Here is a 16310-nt window from a genome sequence, read left to right as displayed (position 1 = left end):
GTTCCTTCCCAGTGGTCAGCTGGTGGGCGCGGGTGCGGGCGTCCAGGGCTGGAGCTTGTTGGCGAGCCGGATCTCGTCCACGATCCGGCCGATGATGGTGGTGATGCCGAAGTCCTTCGGGGTGAACACGGCGGCGACGCCGGCGGCCTTGAGGGCCTCGCCGTCCGCTGCCGGGATGATGCCACCCACGATCACCGGGACATCCTGCACCCCGGCCCGGCGCAGCCGGCGCAGGACGTCGGGCACCAGCTCGCAGTGGGCGCCGGAGAGGATCGACAGGCCCACGCAGTGCACGTCCTCCGCGACGGCGGCGGAGACGATCTGCTCGGGGGTCAGCCGGATGCCCTGGTAGACCACCTCGAACCCGGCGTCGCGGGCCCGGACGGCGATCTGCTCGGCGCCGTTGGAGTGCCCGTCCAGGCCGGGCTTGCCGACCAGCAGGCGCAGCTTGCCGGAGCCCAGCTCCTCGGCGGTGGCGGCGACGGCGGCGCGCACCGCGGCCAGTTCCCCGCCGGGTTCGGCGGACACCGCGACCGGGGCGCCGCCGACGCCGGTGGGCGCGCGGTACTCGCCGAAGACCTCGCGCAGGGCGAAGGCCCACTCGCCGGTGGTGACGCCGGCCCGGGCGCAGGCGAGCGTGGCCGGCACCAGGTTGGCGTCGGTGGTCGCGGTGGCCTTGAGCTCGGCCAGCGCGGTCTGGACGGCGGCCTCGTCGCGCTGTCCGCGCCAGGCCTCCAGGGCGGCGAGCACGGACTGCTCGGAGGCCGGGTCGACGACCATGATGGCGGTGTCGAGGTCGGCCGTGAGCGGGCTCTCCTCGGTGGTGTCGAAGCAGTTGACGCCGACGATCCTGTCCTCGCCGGACTCGATCCGGGCCCGCCGGGCGGCGTGCGAGGAGACCAGGTTGGACTTCAGGTAGCCGGACTCCACGGCCGGAATCACCCCGCCCATGGCCAGCACCTTGGCGATCTCCGCCTCGGCGCCGGCCAGCAGGTCGGCGGTCTTGGCCTCGACCACCTCGGAGCCGTTGAAGAGGTCGCCGTACTCCAGCAGGTCCGACTCGTAGGCCAGCACCTGCTGGATCCGCAGCGACCACTGCTGGTCCCAGGGCCGGGGCAGGCCCAGCGCCTCGTTCCAGGCCGGCAGTTGGACGGCGCGGGCGCGGGCGTCCTTGGAGAGGGTGACGGCCAGCATCTCCAGGACGATCCGCTGGACGTTGTTCTCCGGCTGGGCCTCGGTCAGGCCGAGCGAGTTGACCTGGACGCCGTAGCGGAAGCGGCGCTGCTTCGGGTCCTGGACGCCGTAGCGCTCCAGCGTGACCTTCTCCCACAGCTGGGCGAAGGCGCGCATCTTGCACATCTCCTCGACGAAGCGCACGCCGGCGTTGACGAAGAAGGAGATCCGGGCGACCACCTCGCCCATCCGCTCGGCCGGCACCTGGCCGGAGTCGCGGACGGCGTCGAGCACCGAGATGGCGGTGCACATCGCGTAGGCGATCTCCTGGACGGGCGTGGCCCCGGCCTCCTGCAGGTGGTAGCTGCAGATGTTGATCGGGTTCCACTTGGGGATGCGGCCGACGGTGTAGGCGATCATGTCGGTGATCAGGCGCACCGAGGGGCCGGGCGGGAAGACGTGCGTCCCGCGCGAGAGGTACTCCTTGACGATGTCGTTCTGGGTGGTGCCGGTGAGCTTGGCGATGTCGGCGCCCTGCTCCTCGGCGACCACCTGGTAGAGCGCCAGCAGCCACATCGCGGTGGCGTTGATCGTCATGGAGGTGTTGGTCTGTTCGAGCGGGATGCCGTCGAACAGGGTGCGCATATCGCCGACGTGGCCGACCGGGACGCCGACCCGGCCCACCTCGCCGCGGGCGAGGAGGTGGTCGGAGTCGTAGCCGGTCTGGGTCGGCAGGTCGAAGGCGACGGAGAGGCCCGTCTGGCCCTTCGCCAGGTTCCGCCGGTAGAGCGCGTTGGAGTCGCTCGCGGTGGAGTGCCCGGCGTAGGTGCGCATCAGCCAGGGGCGGTCGCGCTTGTGCTGATCGGTCATCGGATCGGCCTCAGACGTTCCGGAAGCGGTTGATCGCCGGCAGGTGCTGCTCGCGCAGCGCGTGGTCGCGCACGCCCAGGCCCTCCTCCGGCGCCAGGCAGAGCACGCCGACCTTGCCCTGGTGCTTGTTGTGGTGCACGTCGAGGGCGGCCTGACCGGTCTCCTCCAGGGAGTAGACCTTGGACAGGGTCGGGTGGATCCGGCCCTTGGCGATCAGGCGGTTGGCCTCGAAGGCCTCGCGGTAGTTGGCGAAGTGCGAGCCGACGATGCGCTTGAGCGACATCCACAGGTAGCGGTTGTCGTACTGGTGCATGAAGCCGGAGGTGGAGGCGCAGGTGACGATGGTGCCGCCCTTGCGGGTGACGTACACCGAGGCGCCGAAGGTCTCCCGGCCCGGGTGCTCGAAGACGATGTCGACGTCCTCGCCGCCGGTGAACTCGCGGATCTTCGCGCCCAGGCGCTTCCACTCGCGCGGGTCCTGGGTGTGCTCGTCCTTCCAGAACCGGTAGCCCTCGGCGGAGCGGTCGATGATCGCCTCGGCGCCCATGGCGCGGCAGATCGCGGCCTTCTGGTCGTTGGAGACCACACAGATCGGGGTGGCGCCGCCGGCCAGCGCGTACTGGGTGGCGTACGAGCCGAGGCCGCCGCTGGCTCCCCAGATCAGCACGTTGTCGCCCTGCTTCATGCCGGCGCCGTTGCGCGAGACCAGCTGGCGGTACGCGGTGGAGTTGACCAGGCCGGGGGAGGCGGCCTCCTCCCAGGTGAGGTGCTTGGGCTTGGGCAGCAGCTGGTTGGTCTTCACCAGGGCGATCTGGGCCAGCCCGCCGAAGTTGGTCTCGAAGCCCCAGATGCGCTGCTCGGGGTCCATCATCGTGTCGTTGTGGCCGTCCGGGGACTCCAGCTCGACGGAGAGGCAGTGCGCGACGACCTCGTCGCCGGGCTTCCAGGCGTTGACGCCGGCGCCGGTGCGCAGCACCACGCCCGCGAGGTCGGAGCCGAGGACGTGGTACGGCAGGTCGTGGCGCTTGGTGAGCGGCGACAGCCGGCCGTAGCGCTCCAGGAAGGAGAAGGTGGAGACCGGCTCGAAGATCGAGCTCCAGACGGTGTTGTAGTTCACCGCGCTGGCCATGACGGCGACCAGCGCCTCGCCGGGGCCCAGCTCGGGCAGGGCGACCTCGTCGAGGTGAAGGGACTTGCGGGGGTCCTTGTCGCGGCTGTCGAGGCCCGCGAACAGCTGCTCCTCGTCCTTGTGGAGCGTCACCGCTCGGTAGGACTCGGGAAGCTTGACGGCGGCGAAGTCCTCCGACGTGGCGTCGTTGCTGAGGATCGCGTCGAGGATTTCCTGCATGGCTGCCTCCGAAGGCGTACCTGTGTGAGGGCACAGGGCGTCTGGGGTAGCCGGGAGCGGACACCGGCTTCGCTGAGGTGGGTGGTGGGTGGTCGGGCTGGGCGCCCGGGGTGGACCGGGCCGAACGCGCACTGCTCCCGGGGTGTGGGAACGCCGGACGACGGCGCGCCGAGGTGGGGAGCCGCGGCGCCGCGACTGGCGAGTAACAAGGTAGTGGCACCCTGTGCCACTCGTAAAGACACCGGGTGTCACGAATTCCGGCGCGCTGGAGCGGCCCCTGAACGCGCTGCGGCGGATATCGAAAGGGCCCGCGTCGACTGCTCGACGCGGGCCCTCGATATCGCCCTGAACTGGCTAAATGATGGGCTCAGGACTCCCTGGCGCCACTCAGTGCGGCCCGGATGCTGTCCACCACCACGTCCAGCGGAGCGTCCGTCCGGGCGACTGTGATGAGTACCTCACCTCCAGGACTGGCACTCAGTGCGCTCTCGGCCAGCACGTCACCGGGAGCCCCATTGGCACCCGGTGCCACCAGGGAGCCGCGGCGTCTGGCACCCGGCGTGCTGGAGGCCCAGAAGGTCCGCCGGATCACCTCGAAGGAGTGGTCCAGCTGCGCCTCCACGTCCCCGCGCCCGCCGGCCCGCAGCCAGCGCCGCAGCACGTGGTTGTGCGCCGCGACGACCGCCGCCGCCGACACCTCGGCCAGCATCGAGTCGTCCTCGCCGCCGCGCTGCCAGCCCGACGGGATGGACTCCCCGGTGTCGAAGCGGCCCAGCAGGTACCGGGTGAACAGCCGCTCGTACCGGGCCACCACGGCGATCTCCCGCTCGCGCAGCGCCGGGACCTGACGGATCAGCTGGTACCGCGCGACCGACACCCCCGGCGTCGAGGCGTACATCCGCAGCACCTCCTTGATGCCGCGGCAGACCACGTCCAGCGGGTGCTCCTCCGGCTCGGCGCTGGCCAGCAGGTCGGCCACCCGGACGAGGGTGTCGTCGTGGTCCGGGAAGATCGCCTCCTCCTTCGACCGGAAGTACCGGAAGAAGGTCCGCCGGGCCACCCCGGCGGCGGCCGCGATCTGGTCGACCGTGGTCTCCTCGTAGCCCTGCGAGGAGAACAGCTCCATCGCGGCCGTGGCCAGGTCCTGACGCATCTGCTGGCGCTGCGCCGCCGCCCGGCGGCTGCCCGGCCCCCCTTCCGGCCCGGTGCCCCCGGTCGAGGAGCCCGTCCGGTCGGCGCCGCGCGGTCCGGCGGAGTGCTGCGGGGTGGCTGACTGAACCCGATCCATGTCCGGAACGCTACACGGCCCCGGCGGTTCGGCCGCGGCCCTTCCCCGACGGACCGGTGCGACCGGGCCGGTGACGGCCGGTCTGGGCCAGCGCGCGGACACCGTCCCCGGGCTCCAGCCCGGTCTGGCCGGGCCGGACCCGGTCCCGGGCGGCGCCGCCTCGCGCGCGGCGGCGCCCCCGGCAGCCGGCGTGGTCACCGGCGCGCGTGGTCGCGGAAGCCGCGGCCGGTCTTGCGGCCCAGGCAGCCGGCGGCGACCAGGTGCTCCAGCAGCGGCGCGGCGGCCAGGCCCGGTTCGCGGAACTCCTGGTGCAGCACCTGCTCGATGGTCAGCGAGACGTCCAGGCCGACCACGTCCAACAGCTCGAACGGGCCCATCGGGTAGCCGCAGCCCAGCTTCATCGCGGTGTCGATGTCGTCCACCGTCGCGTAGTGCTCCTGGAGCATCCGCACCGCGTCGTTCAGGTAGGGGAAGAGCAGCGCGTTGACGATGAAGCCGGCCCGGTCGCCGCACTCCACCGGGTGCTTGCGGACCTCGGCGGTCAGCTCCAGCACGGTCGCGGTGACGTCCGGCGCGGTCAGCACGGTGGAGACCACCTCGACCAGCTTCATGGCCGGCGCCGGGTTGAAGAAGTGCATGCCGATCACGTCCTGCGGCCGCGAGGTGGCCGTCGCGCAGCTGATCACCGGCAGCGAGGAGGTGGTGGTGGCGAGCACCGCTCCCGGCCTGACGATCTTGTCCAGGGTGGCGAACAGCTCGCGCTTGACCGCCAGGTCCTCGGCCACCGCCTCGATCACCAGGTCCACCTCGGCCAGCTCGGCGTACTGGCCGACCGGGGTGACCAGCGCCAGCGCGGCGTCCCGCGCCTGCGCGCTCAGCCGGCCCCGGTCGACCGCGCGCGCCAGCGACTTCGCCAGCTGCGCCTTGGCCCGGTCGGCCTTCTCCTGGCTGCGGGCGGCCAGCAGCACCGGGCGGCCGGCCTTGGCGAAGACCTCGGCGATGCCGGTCGCCATGGTGCCCGAGCCGCAGACGCCGACCGCGCGGACCTCCCGGCCCGCCACCGCGGCCCGCGCCGGGCCGGCCGCCGCGTCGACGGCCCTGGACGAGCCGGGCGCCTCGTAGGTGTAGAAGCCGCGGCCGGACTTGCGGCCCAGCAGCCCGGCCGCGACCAGCTGGCCGAGGATCGGGGCGGGCGCGTGCAGGCGGTCCCGGGACTGCTCGTACATCGCCTCCAGGACGGTCCGCGCGGTGTCCACGCCGATCAGGTCGAGCAGCGCCAGCGGGCCCATCGGCAGGCCGCAGCCGAGCCGCATCGCGGCGTCGATGTCCTCCCTGGAGGCGTACTTGGACTCGTACATCGCGGCGGCTTGGTTCAGGTACGCGAACAGCAGGCCGTTGACGACGAAGCCGGCCCGGTCGCCGGCCGCCACCGGCTCCTTGCCGAGGTCCCGGGCGAACGCGGCGGCGTCCTCGGCGACCTGCGGGGAGGTCAGCACCGTGCGGACCACCTCGACCAGCTTCATGCTGTGCACCGGGTTGAAGAAGTGCAGGCCCAGCACCCGCTCCGGGCGGGCGGTCGCGGCGGCGATCCGGGTCACCGAGAGCGCGGTGGTGCCGGTGGCCAGCACCGTCCCCGCCGGGCAGATCCGGTCCAGCTCGGCGAAGAGCTCCCGCTTCAGCTCCAGCTGCTCGGGCACCTCCTCGATCACCAGCTCGGCCCCGGCGGCGGCCGACAGCTCGTGGCCGACCGAGATCAGCGCCAGCAGCGCGGTGCGCTCCCCGGCGGTGATCCGCTCCCGGTCGACCGCGTGCGCGGTCGCCTCCTCGATCCGGGCCAGTGCCCGGGCGGCCGAGTCCTCGGTGGCCTCGATGCCGATCACCCGGCGGCCGCTCCTGGCGACGGCCACCGCGACACCGGCACCCATCGTGCCGAGGCCGACGACGGCGACCGTGGAAAAGGGACGCTCCATCTGTCCTGACTCCTAGTCCTGAAGGGCCCGCGCACGCCCCGGCGGCCGGGCCGCCGCGCCCGCGCGTGCGGCGGGGGCGGCCGCCGCCGGGGGAGGGTCCGCGCGCGGGGCTGGGGAGATGACGGGTTCCGGCACACCGCCGCGGCGGCCGGTCCGCTCCGGCCGAACTGAGGGGTGTGCCGTGGTGCTCAGGCGCTCAAGGGTGAAAGGAAGCGGCTCTGATACGAGGAAGGAGACCCGGCCCGCCGCGGTTCGCGGCGCCGGCCGGTGAATGACGCACCGCGCGCCCGCCGTGGACACGGCGACCGCAGGCCCCCGCCGGTGCGGCTCCCGTAGCCCGGCGGTGGTGCGTCCGGCCACTGTAGCGAAGCTACCCGCGAGTAGGAAGGGGTGCGGGCGTCACAAAAGGCATCGGGACGGCGGGTCAGGCGGGCGGCGGTGGTCCGAACGGGTGAACGGGCGGACAGGCGTCCACGGGGACCACTCGATAGGGGAGTTACCCGGCCGCGACGGGCGGGGCAACATGGGGGCATGACCCTCGGAACCGCCGCCGGCCCCGCCGCGTCCGCCACCGGCTCCACCGGCCCGGCCGGAGGCCTCGGTGGGCACCTCGCCGCCGTCACGCTGCCCCCGTGCGCCGCGCGCGTCGAACAGGCCGAGGCCGCCGTCGACCGGCTGCGCACCGCCGCCGTCGACGCGGTGGCCGTCACCTGGGTGGACAACGCGGGCATCACCCGGGTCAAGGCCGTCCCGCTGGGCGCCCTGGTGCACGCCGCGCAGTGGGGCGTCGGCGCCGCACCCTGCTTCGACGTCTTCCTCGCCGACGACGGCATCACCACCAGCCCGAGCACCGGCGGCCCCACCGGGGACCTGCGGCTCTACCCCGACCTCGACCGGGTCGTCCCGCTGGCCGCCCAGCCCGGCTGGGCCTGGGCCCCGGGGGACCGGCACACCCAGGCCGGCACCCCGCACCCCGGCTGCCAGCGGCTGTTCGCCCGCCGGATGGAGGCCGCCGCCGCCGAGCGCGGGCTGACCCTGCGGGCCGGCATCGAGGTCGAGTGGGTGGTCGCCCTCGCCGGCGGCCCGCAGGACGAGCCGCAGTACCCGACGCACGGCCCCGCGTACGGGATGCACCGGCTCACCGACCTCACCGACTACCTGCGGGACGTCCTGCGCGCCCTCGGCGAGCAGGGGCTGACCGTCCTGCAGATCCACCCCGAGTACGCCCCGGGCCAGTTCGAGGTCTCGGTGGCCCCCGAGGGCCCGGTCGGCGCCGCCGACACCTCCGTCCTGGTCCGGCACACCGTGCGGGCCGTCTCCGCCCGGCACGGCCTGCGGGTCTCCTTCGCCCCCGTGGTCGAGCCCGGCGCGGTCGGCAACGGCGGGCACCTGCACCTGAGCCTCTGGCGGGACGGCCACAACCTCGGCCACGGCGGCCCCGGCCCGCACGGCCTGACCGCCGAGGCCGAGGGCTTCCTCGCCGGGGTGCTCGGCGCGCTGCCCGAACTCCTGGTGCTGGGCTGCTCCAGCCCGGCCGGCTACCTGCGGCTGGTGCCCTCGCACTGGGCCGGCGCCTACCAGTGCTGGGGCCTGGAGAACCGCGAGGCCGCGCTGCGCCTGGTGACGGGCTCCACGGGGGAGCGGGCCGCCGCCGCCAACGCCGAGGTCAAGTGCTTCGACGCCAGCGCCAATCCGTACCTGGCGGTCGGCGCGGTGCTCGCCGCCGGTCTCGTCGGTCTCGACCGACACCTCTCGCTGCCACCGGAGTTCACCGGGGACCCGGCCGCCGCCGAGCCCGGCTCGGTGCCCCGGCTGCCGACCGGCCCGGCGGAGGCGCTGGCCGCGTTCGAGCGATCGGCGGTGCTGCGCGAGGCGCTCGGCGGGCCGCTGTACGAGGCGGTGCTGGCGGTGCGCCGGGCCGAGGGCGAGCAGTACGCCGTCGCCACCCCCGAGCAGCTGGTCGCCGCCACCCGCTGGCGGTACTGACCGGTGCCCGCCGGGGCCCTGGCGTTGCCCGGGCTGGTCGACCACCACTGCCACAGCGTGGTGGCGGCCGACCTCGCCGACGACACCCTGGCCGGGCTGCTCACCGAGTCCGACCGACCGCCCGCGCCCGGCTGTTCGCCCTTCGACAGCGCGCTCGGCCTGGCCGTCCGGCGCTGGTGCCCGCCCGCCCTCGGCCTGCCCGCGCACGCCCCGGCCGCCGACTACCTGGCCCGGCGGCGCGAGCTGGGCGGCGCCGAGGCCACCCGCCGGCTGCTGGCCGCCGCCGGGCTGGACACCTGCCTGGTGGACACCGGGCTGACCACCGCCGCGGGCCTTCCGCTGCTGCCGCTAGGCGAACTGGCCGCGGCCGCCGGGGCGGTGGTGCACGAGGTGGTCCGGCTGGAGTCGGTGGCCGAGGCGGTGGCGGGCCCGGCCGAGTCCTGGCCGCAGGCCGTCGGGGAGGCGCTGGCGGCCGCCGCCGCGGGTGCGGTCGCGGTCAAGTCGGTGCTCGCCTACCGGCACGGCCTGGCCGCCCCCGCCGAACGGCCCGCGCGGGCGGCCGTGGTGGCCGCGGCCGGCGCCTGGCTGCGCGGCGGGCGGGGCCGGCTGGCCGACCCGGTGCTGCTGCACCACCTGCTCTGGACGGCCGTGGACGTCTGCGCCGGGCTGGGCCTGCCGCTCCAACTCCACACCGGCTTCGGCGATCCCGACCTCACCCTGCACCGGGCCGATCCGTCGCTGCTGACCGGTTTCGTGCGCGCGGCCGAGCCGAGCGGCGTCCCGCTGGTGCTGCTGCACTGCTACCCGTACCACCGCCAGGCCGGGTGGCTGGCCCAGGCCTTCCCGACGGTGTACACCGACCTCGGGCTGACCGCCTCCTACACCGGCCCGCGGGTGGCGGCGGTGCTGGGCGAGATGCTGGAACTGGCGCCGTTCGGCAAGCTGTTGTTCTCCACCGACGCGTACGGGCTGCCCGAGTTGTACCTGGTGGGCGCCGCCCAGTTCCGGTACGGACTGGGGGCGGTGCTGGCCGACTGGCAGGCGGGTGGCGCCTGTTCGGCGGCGGACGCGCGGCGGCTGGCCCGGCTGGTCGCCGCGGACAACGCCCGCGCGCTGTACTCACTGCCCGGCGCACCGTAGCACGTCGGCGAACCGTCACTTTTTAACACTCTTCAACTCTGTTGACGTGTTGGGCCTCCGGACTCCTCGGTTCCGATGTTGGCCAACATGTGACGATTAGATGACTACCTCTTGCGCTTATCAGCGAATATTCATTAGCGTCCCGATCATTCCAGGCGCACCTGCCACACCGCAGCTGCCGCATGACGACTCGGGAGGGCCAACCCCTATGAGAGTTCCTCGGATCAGCCGGACCCGGTTCGCGGCGGTGGGCCTCGTGCTCGCCACCGCCGGCGCCCTCGCGCTCCCGGCCGGCACCGCCGTCGCGGCCCCCTCGGCGGGCTCGACGACCGGTCCGCTGCTCAGCTACGTCGTCAACACCAAGGCCAACCACGGCCAGGTGCAGAAGGTCGAGAAGGCGATCACCGCCCTCGGCGGCTCGGTGGTGTACTCGTACGAGCAGATCGGCGTCGTCATCGCCCGCTCGGACGACACCGCGTTCGCGCAGAAGCTGCGTCAGGCCAAGGGCGTCGACTCCGTCGGCGCCAGCCGCACCAAGGGCATCACCGCCGCCGACCAGGCCAAGGCCGAGGTCGCCGCCGAGCCCGCCGGCGCGCCCGCCGCCGGTCAGGAGCCGTACGAGGCCAACCAGTGGGACATGCGTCAGATCGGTGTCGACAAGGCGCACAAGCTCTCGCTCGGCAACCGCAACGTCACCGTCGGTGTGCTGGACTCCGGCATCGACGCGACGCACGAGGACCTGGCCGCCAACGTGGACGCCTCGCAGTCGGTCTCCTGCATCGACGGCGGCAAGCCGAACACCGACTGGAAGTCCTGGCAGCCCACCACCAGCGACCACGGCACCCACGTGGCCGGCACGATCGGCGCCGCCAAGAACGGCAAGGGCGTCGTCGGCATCGCCCCGAACGTGAAGCTGGCCGCGGTCAAGGTCGTCGACGACGGCGGGTTCATCTACCCGGAGTACGCGATCTGCGGCTTCGTGTGGGCCGGTGAGCACCAGTTCAAGGTGACCAACAACAGCTACTACGTCGACCCGTGGATGTTCAACTGCCCGAACGACAAGGACCAGGCCGCGATCAGCGCCGCCGTCCGCAAGGCGGTCTCGTTCTCGCAGCGCAAGGGCGTCCTCAACGTCGCCGCGGCGGGCAACGAGAACATCGACCTGGCGCACAAGACCGTTGACGTCGCCAGCCCGGACGACACCACCAAGGTGACCCGCCCGGTCACCAACGACTGCCTGTCGCTGCCGACCGAGCTGCCCGGCGTCATCGCCGTCTCCTCGGTGGGCGTCAAGGGCGACAAGGCGTACTACTCCAGCTACGGCAAGGGCGTCGTGACCGTCGCCGCGCCGGGTGGCGACGCCCGCTACCAGATCCCGGACACCCCGGACAAGAACGGCCGGATCCTCTCCACCATCCCGGGCAACAAGTACGGCTACATGCAGGGCACCTCGATGGCCACCCCGCACGTCGTCGGCGTGGTCGCGCTGCTCGCCAGCACCTTCCCGTGGGCCAACCCGGACGAGCTGACCGAGCTGCTCACCAACCAGGCGGAGTCGCACCCCTGCCCGACCGGCGAGTACAACCCGGGCGGCACCGGCGCGTACAAGGCCACCTGCGAGGGCGGCGCGGACGACAACGGCTTCTACGGCGCGGGCATCATCAACGCCGAGAAGGCGGTCCAGTGGTGGCGCTGACGCGCTGACCACGGCGACACCTGAACACTGAGCCGGGGAGCGGGCCCATCCGGGTCCGCTCCCCGGTCGTTTCCTGCCCGGGCCCCGCCCGGCCGACCTCTCCGGGCGAGCCCCGGCCCGCTCACTCGACGTGCTGGTCCCAGCCGGTCTCCACCGACGGCTTGCCGTGCAGGTCCGGGACTTCCTGGAGCCAGGCGGGCCGGCCGGCCCGGGTCCGGGCCTCCCGGCGGCGTTCGGCCTCGCGCAGCTGCTCGGGGGTGGCGAAGCCCTCCGGGAGCCACTGCGCGGAGAGCACCACCCGGGCGGCCAGGTGGGACACGTAGGCGTGCCGGACGGCGGCCGCCGAGTCGAAGCCGGGCTCGTCGGCCAGCCACTCGTCCGGGACGAGCGCCAGCACTTCCTCCAGCAGGCCGACGGTGACCAGCGGGCCGAGCTCCTCGTCGGCCAGCCGGACGTCCGGGGCCGAGCCGCCCAGCGCGTGCGCGCTGAGGTCGTAGCGCCTGCCGACCGCCGCCTCGGCGGTGGTCCAGCGGTGGTGGAAGATCAGCGCGGCGCCGTTGTCGATCAGCCAGAGCCGTCCGTGCCAGACCACCAGGTTGGGGTTGTGGACGGTGCGGTCGACGTTGCCGGTGAGGGCGTCCAGCCAGACCACCCGCCCGGCCTCGGCGGAGTCCACCGGGATCATGCCCGGCCGGTAGTCCCGCGCGCCGGGCAGCAGGTCCATCCCGAGGTTGAGGCCGCCGCTGGCCTTGAGCATGTCCTGGATCTCGGTGTCGGGCTCGTCCGCGGCGACGGCCGGATCGAAGTCCACCAGCCGCAGCTCGGGGACGCGCAGGCCGAGCCGCCGGGCCAGCTCGCCGACGATCACCTCCGCGACCAGCGCCTTGCGGCCCTGCGCGGCGCCGGTGAACTTGACCACGTAGGTTCCCAGGTCGTCGGTCTCCACCACACCGGGGACGGAGCCGCCGGACCGCAGCGGGTCGACGTAGCGCACTGCTGTCACCAGATCGAGCACACCGGCCACCCTATCCCGCCGCCCCGCCACCGCAGCGGCCCGTCCGGTCGGCCTCCGCCCCCGGCGCTGTGATTGGCTTGCCGGTGAGAATCGGAAGACCACCGGACGAGGAGAGCAAGGCCATGGGACAGGTGCAGGCCACCACCGAGCGGGACTACGACGCCGCCCCCGAGCGGGTGTACGAGGCGCTGGCCGACTACCGGGTGACCCGTCCGAAGCTGCTGCCCCCGCAGTACAGCGAGTACGAGGTCCGGGTCGGCGGCACCGGCGCCGGCACCCAGGTGCACTGGAAGCTCCAGGCCACCGAGAAGCGCGTGCGGGACTGCCTGTTCACCGTCTCGGCGCCCTCGCCCGACCAACTGGTGGAGAAGGACGCCAACTCCAGCATGGTGATCACCTGGACCGTCTCGGCGGCCGGTGAGGGCCGGTCGAAGGTCGTCGTCTCGGCCACCTGGCAGGGCGCGAGCGGCATCGGCGGCTTCTTCGAGCGCACCTTCGCCCCGAAGGGCCTGAACCGGATCCACGACCAGGTGCTGGCCAACCTGGCCGCCGAGGTCCGCTGAGTCCGCGAGCTCACTGAGTCCGCCGAGCTCACTGAGCTCGCCGAGTTCGTCGAGTTCGCCTTTCCCGCGGCAATTCGCCCGGGAATTCGAGCGGCCCGCCCACCCGTACGAGCGGAAAGCCGTACGGGTGGACGGCCCGCCACCTCCGGGTGACGAGGGCCGCCCGGCGCGGGGGAGCCACCCTAGGCTCGCCGCCGTGCATATGACGATCCTTCACATTTCACAGCCCGTGGACGGCGGAGTCGCCCGCGTCGTCGCCGATCTGGTCCGGGGGCAGCGCGAGGCCGGTCACCGGGTGCTGGTCGCCTGCCCGGGCGGCGGCCGGCTGGCCGAGGAGGCCGCCGCCGTGGGCGCGCTGGTCCATGACTGGCCCGCCGGGCGCTCGCCGGGCCCGGGCACCGCCGCCGAGGCGTGGCGGCTGCGCCGGATCGTCCGGGCGGCCGCGCCCGACGTGGTCCACCTGCACAGCGCCAAGGCCGGGCTGGCAGGCCGACTGGCGGTGCGCGGCGCGGTGCCGACCGTCTTCCAGCCGCACGCCTGGTCCTTCGCCGCCGTCGAGGGCCCGATGGCCACCGCCACCCTGCACTGGGAGCGCTTCGCCGGCCGCTGGGCGCACCGCCTGCTCTGCGTCAGCGTCCAGGAGCGGGCCGACGGCGTCGCCGCCGGGGTGAGCGCGGACTGGGCGGTGGTGCCCAACGGCGTGGACGTGCGCCACTACGCACCCGCCGACCGCCGGGCGGCCCGGATCGCGCTGGGCCTGGACCTGGACGCTCCGCTCGCGGTCTGCGTCGGCCGGCTGTGCCGCCAGAAGGGCCAGGACGTGCTGCTGGCGGCCTGGCCGGAGGTGCTGCGGGCGGTGCCGCAGGCCCGGCTGGCGCTGGTCGGCGGCGGCCCCGAGGAGAACCGGCTGGCGGACCTGGTCCGGGAGTCGGCCGAGCCGTCCCGGGTCCGGCTGGTCGGGGACGTGCCGGACCCGAGGCCGTGGCTGGCGGCGGCCGACCTGGTGGTGCTGCCCTCGCGCTGGGAGGGCATGGCGTTGGCCCCGCTGGAGGCGATGGCGGTGGCCCGTCCGGTGCTGTTGACCGACGTGCCGGGCGCCCGGGAGTGCCTGCCCCAGGCCGAGCGGGGGCGGGCGGTGGTGCCGCCCGAGGACGTGACCGCGCTCGCCACCCGAATGGCGGAAGCGCTGTCCGATTCGATCGAGTGTGAGCGACGCGGGGCGAGGCTGCGCGATCACGTGGTCGCCCGGCACGACGTCCGCACGGTGGTCGAACAGGTGGACGCGCTGTACCGCCATCTGCTGGGTGCCGGTCCGGCGGCCGGGCGGCGCCGGGCCCGTGTCCCAGAGCGGATCTGATCGTTTCACATGCCGTGAATGCCCGCCGATCCGGCGCCGTCGTATTCGCACCCTCAACCGGATAGGGACGAGGCGCCAAATCCGAAATACCTATTAATGGGCGGCTGGAATGAAACGGCAAGTCAACTTCCAGCCTACGCAGCCAGGTTATGTATTGTCGGATTTCGCCTGCTTCGTTTCGATTTCACGCCGGGAATTCGCGACTGAGCCCTTCATGGTCGCGCCTCGCGCGGCCGGGCCCGGTGCGAGAGGACCGAAAGCCGCCAGCGGTAGCAGGTGCTGTCAGGACCGCGCCCACCGGGCCGGGACGGCCGCTCCGCGCCATCCGGTGCCGGGGCGCCGTCACCCCGGGCACACAGCAGGGGAGTTCGTGCGCTGATGACTATTGACCACGACAGCGTGCCGCGATCCGGTCGGTCCCTGTCCGGCCCGCGGCGGCCCGGCACCGGGCTGCTCGACCGCCCGGCCGGATCCGCCCAGACCCGGACGGTGCCGCCGCCCCGCCGGCACCGCGGGGCGGTCCGATCCCGGCTCGCCCTGCCGCTCGCGCTGGTCCAGGTCGACGCGATCGCGCTGTGCACCGCCACCGGCCTCGCCAACCGGGCCGTCGACCCGGCCGTCCCGCTCGCGCCGCTGCTCGGTGCCGCCGCCGTCCTGCCCCTGCTGCTCGTGCTCAACCTGGTCGGCGGCCTCTACCGCACCCGGCTCACCCTCTCCGTCCTGGACGAACTGCCCGCGCTGGCCGTCCGGGCCGTCGTCGCCACCGCCTTCGCCGTCACCCTGGCCGGTTGCCTGGACGGCCGCTGGCCCGACTGCGGCCCGGCCACCCCGGCCCGGCTCACCGTCCTGCTCGGCGTCCAACTGCTGATCGCCGCCGTCGGCCGCGCCGTGCTCTACCACCTGGTCCGGCGGATCCGCCGCAGCCGCCCCAACCCCGTCCTGGTGCTCGGCGCCGGCCGGCTCGGCCGCCGGGTCGCCGCCGCCCTCAGCGAGCGCGGCGAGTACGGGATGCGCCCGGTCGGCTTCCTCGACGCCGACCCGCCGCTGCTCGCCGGCGACACCGACCTGCCCGTCCTCGGCGGCCGCGAGGTACTGGAGCGCGAGGTCCGCCGGCACCGGATCCACCACGTGGTCGCCACCGCCGGCGCCGCCGACGAGGCCGAGACCGCCGCCGCCCTGCGCGACGCCGCCCGGCTCGGCTGCCAGGTCTGGCTGGTGCCCGCGCTGCGAGAGCACGGCTCGCTGCCCGCTGGCCCGCTGGCCGGAGCCGACCACCTGTGGGGCTTCCCCTGCCTGCGGGTCGGCAGCCCGGCGATGCGCCGCCCCGGCTGGGCCGCCAAGCGCGCCTTGGACGTCACCGCCGCCGGGCTCGGCCTGCTGCTGCTCGCCCCCGTCCTGGTGCTCTGCGCGCTGGCCGTCCGCTTCGACACCGGCCCCGGCGTGCTCTTCCGCCAGCAGCGCACCGGGCTCGACGGCAAGGTCTTCACCGTCCTCAAGTTCCGCACCCTGCGCCCGAGCAACGAACACGAGTCGGCGACCCGCTGGAACATCTCCCAGGACCACCGGATGGGCGCCGTCGGCCGACTGCTGCGCCGCAGCTCGCTGGACGAGCTGCCGCAGCTGTGGAACGTGCTGTGCGGAGACATGAGCCTGGTCGGCCCGCGCCCGGAACGCCCCTACTTCGTCATGCGGTTCGGCCAGGCCTACCCCGAGTACGCCGACCGCCACCGCGTCCCGGTCGGCCTGACCGGCCTCGCCCAGGTCAACGGCCTGCGCGGGGACACCTCGATCGAGGACCGGGCCCGGTTCGACAACCGCTACATCGAGAGCTGGAGCCTCTGGCAGGACGTCAAGATCCTGTGCCGCACCGCGGTCCTGATGCTCCACCCGGACGGGAGCTGACC

11 protein-coding genes are annotated in these 16310 nt (G+C 73.7%); 6 read left to right on the top strand and 5 right to left on the bottom strand.

Annotation, left to right across the window (positions count from 1 at the left end; translation table 11 throughout):
* Positions 1 to 15: 15 nt before the first annotated feature.
* The 4 genes from AC07BF_RS03825 to AC07BF_RS03810 form a co-directional block, all read right to left on the bottom strand.
* Positions 16 to 2043: a protein meaA gene (locus AC07BF_RS03825; RefSeq protein WP_363627918.1), complete on the bottom strand. Its 2028-nt coding sequence runs from the start codon at positions 2041 to 2043 to the stop codon at positions 16 to 18.
* Positions 2044 to 2053: 10 nt separating this feature from the next.
* Positions 2054 to 3391: a crotonyl-CoA carboxylase/reductase gene (gene ccrA / locus AC07BF_RS03820; RefSeq protein WP_363580593.1), complete on the bottom strand. Its 1338-nt coding sequence runs from the start codon at positions 3389 to 3391 to the stop codon at positions 2054 to 2056.
* Between the two features lie 367 nt (positions 3392 to 3758).
* Positions 3759 to 4679 (bottom strand): TetR family transcriptional regulator, encoded by a 921-nt coding sequence (locus AC07BF_RS03815; RefSeq protein WP_363580595.1) that lies wholly within the window; start codon positions 4677 to 4679, stop codon positions 3759 to 3761.
* 194 nt (positions 4680 to 4873) lie between these two features.
* Complete coding sequence (locus tag AC07BF_RS03810; RefSeq protein WP_400807560.1) at positions 4874 to 6649, bottom strand: 3-hydroxyacyl-CoA dehydrogenase family protein; 1776 nt, start codon at positions 6647 to 6649, stop codon at positions 4874 to 4876.
* A gap of 531 nt (positions 6650 to 7180) precedes the next feature.
* Between AC07BF_RS03810 and AC07BF_RS03805 the strand changes: the two genes are divergently transcribed.
* The 3 genes from AC07BF_RS03805 to AC07BF_RS03795 all read left to right on the top strand — a co-directional run bounded on the left by AC07BF_RS03805 (position 7181) and on the right by AC07BF_RS03795 (position 11471).
* Positions 7181 to 8635: a glutamine synthetase family protein gene (locus tag AC07BF_RS03805; RefSeq protein WP_363580599.1), complete on the top strand. Its 1455-nt coding sequence runs from the start codon at positions 7181 to 7183 to the stop codon at positions 8633 to 8635.
* A 3-nt stretch (positions 8636 to 8638) separates the two neighbouring features.
* Complete coding sequence (locus AC07BF_RS03800) at positions 8639 to 9775, top strand: amidohydrolase family protein (protein WP_363627916.1); 1137 nt, start codon at positions 8639 to 8641, stop codon at positions 9773 to 9775.
* Between the two features lie 208 nt (positions 9776 to 9983).
* A complete protein-coding gene (locus AC07BF_RS03795) occupies positions 9984 to 11471 on the top strand; it encodes a S8 family peptidase (protein ID WP_363580603.1) in 1488 nt (495 codons plus the stop codon).
* A 121-nt stretch (positions 11472 to 11592) separates the two neighbouring features.
* On the opposite strand, the gene AC07BF_RS03790 is transcribed toward AC07BF_RS03795, so the two are convergent.
* A complete protein-coding gene (locus AC07BF_RS03790) occupies positions 11593 to 12486 on the bottom strand; it encodes a HipA family kinase (RefSeq protein ID WP_363580605.1) in 894 nt (297 codons plus the stop codon).
* 122 nt (positions 12487 to 12608) lie between these two features.
* Here AC07BF_RS03790 and AC07BF_RS03785 point away from each other — a divergent pair, with 122 nt between their 5' ends.
* From AC07BF_RS03785 to AC07BF_RS03775, 3 genes are all read left to right on the top strand, one after another.
* Entirely contained in the window at positions 12609 to 13049 is a 441-nt protein-coding gene (locus AC07BF_RS03785) for an SRPBCC family protein (protein WP_363580607.1), read from the top strand.
* Positions 13050 to 13251: 202 nt separating this feature from the next.
* Positions 13252 to 14406, top strand: coding sequence for a glycosyltransferase (locus AC07BF_RS03780; RefSeq protein WP_363580609.1), 1155 nt, complete (start codon positions 13252 to 13254; stop codon positions 14404 to 14406).
* A 378-nt stretch (positions 14407 to 14784) separates the two neighbouring features.
* The gene (locus AC07BF_RS03775; protein WP_363618561.1) at positions 14785 to 16308 is read left to right on the top strand and encodes a sugar transferase; all 1524 of its coding nucleotides are present in this window, start codon (positions 14785 to 14787) and stop codon (positions 16306 to 16308) included.
* Positions 16309 to 16310: the final 2 nt, after the last annotated feature.

The organism is Kitasatospora sp. NPDC043950 (assembly GCF_056435345.1).
This window is presented reverse-complemented; position numbering and strand designations above follow the sequence as displayed.

Coding starts and splice junctions, on each gene's coding strand:
- AC07BF_RS03795 (WP_363580603.1), top strand. CDS start 9,984: ATGAGAGTTCCTCGGATCAGCCGGACCCGGTTCGCGGCGGTGGGCCTC.
- AC07BF_RS03785 (WP_363580607.1), top strand. CDS start 12,609: ATGGGACAGGTGCAGGCCACCACCGAGCGGGACTACGACGCCGCCCCC.
- AC07BF_RS03775 (WP_363618561.1), top strand. CDS start 14,785: ATGACTATTGACCACGACAGCGTGCCGCGATCCGGTCGGTCCCTGTCC.
- AC07BF_RS03780 (WP_363580609.1), top strand. CDS start 13,252: ATGACGATCCTTCACATTTCACAGCCCGTGGACGGCGGAGTCGCCCGC.
- ccrA (WP_363580593.1), bottom strand. CDS start 3,391: ATGCAGGAAATCCTCGACGCGATCCTCAGCAACGACGCCACGTCGGAG.
- AC07BF_RS03805 (WP_363580599.1), top strand. CDS start 7,181: ATGACCCTCGGAACCGCCGCCGGCCCCGCCGCGTCCGCCACCGGCTCC.
- AC07BF_RS03815 (WP_363580595.1), bottom strand. CDS start 4,679: ATGGATCGGGTTCAGTCAGCCACCCCGCAGCACTCCGCCGGACCGCGC.
- AC07BF_RS03810 (WP_400807560.1), bottom strand. CDS start 6,649: ATGGAGCGTCCCTTTTCCACGGTCGCCGTCGTCGGCCTCGGCACGATG.
- AC07BF_RS03825 (WP_363627918.1), bottom strand. CDS start 2,043: ATGACCGATCAGCACAAGCGCGACCGCCCCTGGCTGATGCGCACCTAC.